3 rRNA genes are annotated in these 5,584 nt (G+C 55.1%); all 3 read left to right on the forward strand.

The features are described 5' to 3' along the window. Window positions 1–182 precede the first annotated feature (182 nt). The 3 genes from KKR01S_RS10360 to rrf all read left to right on the forward strand — a co-directional run bounded on the left by KKR01S_RS10360 (window position 183) and on the right by rrf (window position 5,523). Window positions 183–1,713, forward strand: a 16S ribosomal RNA gene (locus KKR01S_RS10360). Window positions 1,714–2,136: 423 nt separating this feature from the next. After that, window positions 2,137–5,230 (forward strand): 23S ribosomal RNA (locus KKR01S_RS10365). Window positions 5,231–5,405: 175 nt separating this feature from the next. Further along, a 5S ribosomal RNA gene (gene rrf / locus KKR01S_RS10370) occupies window positions 5,406–5,523 on the forward strand. The 16S, 23S and 5S rRNA genes sit together here, the layout of an rRNA operon. The last annotated feature ends 61 nt before the right edge of the window (window positions 5,524–5,584 follow it).

The following is a 5,584-nucleotide window of genomic DNA, read 5'->3' on the forward strand; positions in this document are numbered from 1 at the left end:
TTCGTTGTTTGAGAACTCAATAGTGTGCTTTGTTCACTCTGATGGTGCATACCAAGTATTTTTTGTGAATGACTGTGGTCATCATGCAGAGTGTTGGTGCAGCGTGGAGGCCACCCCGTGGCTGGTGATGCGCTGCGCTGTTCATTTATTTTGATGAGTCCAGTGTTCATGCTTTTTGTTTTTCAACGGAGAGTTTGATCCTGGCTCAGGACGAACGCTGGCGGCGTGCTTAACACATGCAAGTCGAACGCTGAAGCCTGGTGCTTGCACCGGGTGGATGAGTGGCGAACGGGTGAGTAATACGTGAGTGACCTGCCTTTGACTCTGGGATAAGCCTGGGAAACTGGGTCTAATACCGGATGCGACTACTGCCCGCATGGGCTGGTGGTGGAAAGGGTTATGTACTGGTCTTAGATGGGCTCACGGCCTATCAGCTGGTTGGTGGGGTAATGGCCTACCAAGGCGACGACGGGTAGCCGGCCTGAGAGGGTGACCGGCCACACTGGGACTGAGACACGGCCCAGACTCCTACGGGAGGCAGCAGTGGGGAATATTGCACAATGGGCGCAAGCCTGATGCAGCGACGCCGCGTGAGGGATGACGGCCTTCGGGTTGTAAACCTCTTTCAGCAGGGAAGAAGCGGAAGTGACGGTACCTGCAGAAGAAGCGCCGGCTAACTACGTGCCAGCAGCCGCGGTAATACGTAGGGCGCAAGCGTTGTCCGGAATTATTGGGCGTAAAGAGCTCGTAGGCGGCTTGTCGCGTCTGCTGTGAAAGCCCGGGGCTTAACTCCGGGTGTGCAGTGGGTACGGGCAGGCTAGAGTGCAGTAGGGGTAACTGGAATTCCTGGTGTAGCGGTGAAATGCGCAGATATCAGGAGGAACACCGATGGCGAAGGCAGGTTACTGGGCTGTTACTGACGCTGAGGAGCGAAAGCATGGGGAGCGAACAGGATTAGATACCCTGGTAGTCCATGCCGTAAACGTTGGGCACTAGGTGTGGGGGACATTCCACGTTTTCCGCGCCGTAGCTAACGCATTAAGTGCCCCGCCTGGGGAGTACGGCCGCAAGGCTAAAACTCAAAGGAATTGACGGGGGCCCGCACAAGCGGCGGAGCATGCGGATTAATTCGATGCAACGCGAAGAACCTTACCAAGGCTTGACATACACCGGATCGTTCCAGAGATGGTTCTTCCCTTTTGGGCTGGTGTACAGGTGGTGCATGGTTGTCGTCAGCTCGTGTCGTGAGATGTTGGGTTAAGTCCCGCAACGAGCGCAACCCTCGTTCTATGTTGCCAGCACGTGATGGTGGGGACTCATAGGAGACTGCCGGGGTCAACTCGGAGGAAGGTGGGGATGACGTCAAATCATCATGCCCCTTATGTCTTGGGCTTCACGCATGCTACAATGGCCGGTACAATGGGTTGCGATACTGTGAGGTGGAGCTAATCCCAAAAAGCCGGTCTCAGTTCGGATTGGGGTCTGCAACTCGACCCCATGAAGTCGGAGTCGCTAGTAATCGCAGATCAGCAACGCTGCGGTGAATACGTTCCCGGGCCTTGTACACACCGCCCGTCAAGTCACGAAAGTTGGTAACACCCGAAGCCGATGGCCTAACCCTTGTGGAGGGAGTCGTCGAAGGTGGGACTGGCGATTGGGACTAAGTCGTAACAAGGTAGCCGTACCGGAAGGTGCGGCTGGATCACCTCCTTTCTAAGGAGCTCAACTTTGGTTGGCCCTGTTCGTGCCCGAGTGTGGTGCGTGGGGTTTGCTCATGGGTGGAATGTGCGCCTGTTCTTGTCATGCTGCCGGCTTGTGTGGCTGGTGGTGTGGTGAGTGGAGTGGATGGAGCATGCTGTTGGGTTTTGAGGCAATGAGCTTCTGACCCGTGCTGGTGATGGGTTTCCTGTTGCTGGTGTGGGTTGGGGTGGTTGTCTTGGGTTTGCCTGGCTGCTGCTGGTGCTATGCGTTGTGTGTGGTGTTGGTGGTGGTGTGGGTTGTTGTTTGAGAACTATATAGTGGACGCGAGCATCAATTTTATTCTGGTATGCCGTGTCTGGTGACTGCTGGGTTTCTGGTGGTTGCTGGGTGTGGTGTATCTGCGATTGTTGAGTGTATCTGTGATTATCTGTGTGTGGCTAAGTTGTTTAGGGCGCACGGTGGATGCCTTGGCACAAGAAGCCGATGAAGGACGTGTGAATCTGCGATAAGCCTCGGGGAGTCGATAACAGGACGTTGATTCGAGGATTTCCGAATGGGGGAACCCCGCCACTTGTCAAGGGTGGTGACCTGCACCTGAATGTATAGGGTGTGTGGAGGGAACGAGGGGAAGTGAAACATCTCAGTACCCTCAGGAAGAGAAAATAACTAATGATTCTGTGAGTAGTGGCGAGCGAAAGCGGATGAGACTAAACCTGTGGTGTGTGATACCGGTGAGGGGTTGCATCATGGGGGTTGTGGGAGCGATGCGTGCCAGTTCTTACCGGCTGGTGGTGTGGTGTGTTGCGGTAGGCGAAGCGCCTGGGATGGCGTGCCGTAGAGGGTGAGAGTCCTGTAGCTGAAACCGTGGCTGCTGCATGGTGTTGTTTCCCGAGTAGCACGGGGCCCGTGAAATCTCGTGTGAATCTGCCAGGACCACCTGGTAAGTCTAAATACTTTCTTGTGACCGATAGTGGATCAGTACCGTGAGGGAATGGTGAAAAGTACCCCGGGAGGGGAGTGAAATAGTACCTGAAACCGTGTGCCTACAAGCCGTCAGAGCCTTTTGGGGTGATGGCGTGCCTTTTGAAGAATGAGCCTGCGAGTTAGTGTTCTGTCGCGAGGTTAACCCGTGTGGGGTAGTCGTAGCGAAAGCGAGTCTGAAGAGGGCGTGTGAGTGGCAGGATCTAGACCCGAAGCGGAGTGATCTACCCATGGCCAGGTTGAAGCGTGTGTAAGAGCGCGTGGAGGACCGAACCCACTTCAGTTGAAAATGGAGGGGATGAGCTGTGGGTAGGGGTGAAAGGCCAATCAAACTCTGTGATAGCTGGTTCTCCCCGAAATGCATTTAGGTGCAGCGTTGCGTGTTGCTTGCTGGAGGTAGAGCTACTGGTTGGCTGATGGGCCTTATCGGGTTACTGACGTCTGCCAAACTCCGAATGCCGGTAAGTTTTAGCGTGGCAGTGAGACAGTGGGGGATAAGCTTCATTGTCGAGAGGGAAACAGCCCAGACCATCAACTAAGGCCCCTAAGCGTGTGCTAAGTGGGAAAGGATGTGGAGTTGCTGAGACAACCAGGAGGTTGGCTTAGAAGCAGCCATCCTTGAAAGAGTGCGTAATAGCTCACTGGTCAAGTGATTCTGCGCCGACAATGTAGCGGGGCTCAAGTACACCGCCGAAGTTGTGGCAACAGCGTTTTGTTGTTGGGTAGGGGAGCGTCGTGTGGCCGGTGAAGCTGCCGTGTGAACGAGTGGTGGAGGCTATGCGAGTGAGAATGCAGGCATGAGTAGCGAATGATGCGTGAGAAACGTATCCGCCGGATGATCAAGGGTTCCAGGGTCAAGCTAATCTTCCCTGGGTTAGTCGGGGCCTAAGGCGAGGCCGTCAGGCGTAGTCGATGGATAACGGGTTGATATTCCCGTACCGACGAAGGACCGTCCATACTGAGCTGGTGATACTAACCACCCGAACCACTGTGGCCGCATTTTGTGTGGCTTCTGGTGGGGAGCGTGGGGCCTGAGCCAGGGAGGTAAGCGTGTTAACAGGTGTGACGCAGGAAGGTAGCCGGGCCACGCGGTGGTTGTCGTGGTCTAAGCATGTAGGGTGGGGTGTTGTTAAATGCGCGCCCCGTGTGCCTGAGATGTGATGGGACCCCCTTTGGTGGGGGGATTCGGTGATCCTATGCTGTCGAGAAAAGCATCGGCGTGAGGTTCTAGTTGCCCGTACCCTAAACCGACACAGGTGATCAGGTAGAGAATACTAAGGCGTTCGAGAGAATCATGGTTAAGGAACTCGGCAAAATGCCCCCGTAACTTCGGGAGAAGGGGGACCTTGAGCGTGAACCGGGCTTGCTCCGGGGAGCGTGTATGGGTCGCAGAGACCAGGGGGAAGCGACTGTTTATCAAAAACACAGGTCCGTGCGAAGTCGCAAGACGATGTATACGGACTGACTCCTGCCCGGTGCTGGAAGGTTAAGAGGACTCGTTAGGCCCTTCGGGGTCGAAGCGGAGAATTTAAGCCCCAGTAAACGGCGGTGGTAACTATAACCATCCTAAGGTAGCGAAATTCCTTGTCGGGTAAGTTCCGACCTGCACGAATGGAGTAACGACTTCCCTACTGTCTCAACCATGAACTCGGCGAAATTGCAGTACGAGTAAAGATGCTCGTTTCGCGCAGCAGGACGGAAAGACCCCGTGACCTTTACTATAGTTTGGTATTGGTGTTCGGTGTGGCTTGTGTAGGATAGGTGGGAGACTGTGAAGTCATCACGCTAGTGGTGGTGGAGTCGTTGTTGAAATACCACTCTGGTCATATTGGATGTCTAACTTCGGCCCATGATCTGGGTCAGGGACAGTGCCTGATGGGTAGTTTAACTGGGGCGGTTGCCTCCTAAAGAGTAACGGAGGCGCCCAAAGGTTCCCTCAGCCTGGTTGGCAATCAGGTGTTGAGTGTAAGTGCACAAGGGAGCTTGACTGTGAGACTGGCAGGTCGAGCAGGGACGAAAGTCGGGACTAGTGATCCGGCGGTTCATTGTGGAATGGCCGTCGCTCAACGGATAAAAGGTACCTCGGGGATAACAGGCTGATCTTGCCCAAGAGTCCATATCGACGGCATGGTTTGGCACCTCGATGTCGGCTCGTCGCATCCTGGGGCTGGAGTTGGTCCCAAGGGTTGGGCTGTTCGCCCATTAAAGCGGTACGCGAGCTGGGTTCAGAACGTCGTGAGACAGTTCGGTCCCTATCCGCTGCGTGCGTTGGAGAATTGTGGAGGCCTGTCCTTAGTACGAGAGGACCGGGACGGACGAACCTCTGGTATGTCAGTTGTACCGCCAGGTGCATGGCTGATTGGCTACGTTCGGGAGAGATAACCGCTGAAAGCATCTAAGCGGGAAGCTTGCTTCGAGATGAGTTCTCCTTGCCCTTTTGTTGGGTGTGAGGCTCCCTGTAGATGACGGGGTTGATAGGCCAGGTATGGAAGCCGGGACTGAAGACTGGTGGAGTTGACTGGTACTAATAGGCCGAAGACTTATCTACACATCATGGTGATCATGGTTGTTTGATGGTCGTGTGTTGGTGTTCGTGTTCACTGTATGGTTTTGGGATAGCAACCCGTGTGGGGTGCTGACCATGAACCCGTGACCCTTGGGGGTGTTTCCCTGGTGGGTGGGGTTGGTGGTGGGTGCCTGGATGGTGGTTGGCCCGTGTTTTTCTCGGTGGTTATGGCAAGAGGGGTACACCCGGTCCCTTTCCGAACCCGGTAGTTAAGGCTCTTAGCGCTGATGGTACTGCACCCGGTAGGTGTGTGGGAGAGTAGGTCGCCGCCGAGATTCATTTTTTGATGGTGGTGGGGGTCCCCGGTCGGGGATCCCCACCCTTTTTTTGTGCCCG

Origin of the sequence: Rothia kristinae NBRC 15354 (assembly GCF_001570865.1) — a bacterium.
GTDB classification, from domain to species: domain Bacteria; phylum Actinomycetota; class Actinomycetes; order Actinomycetales; family Micrococcaceae; genus Rothia; species Rothia kristinae.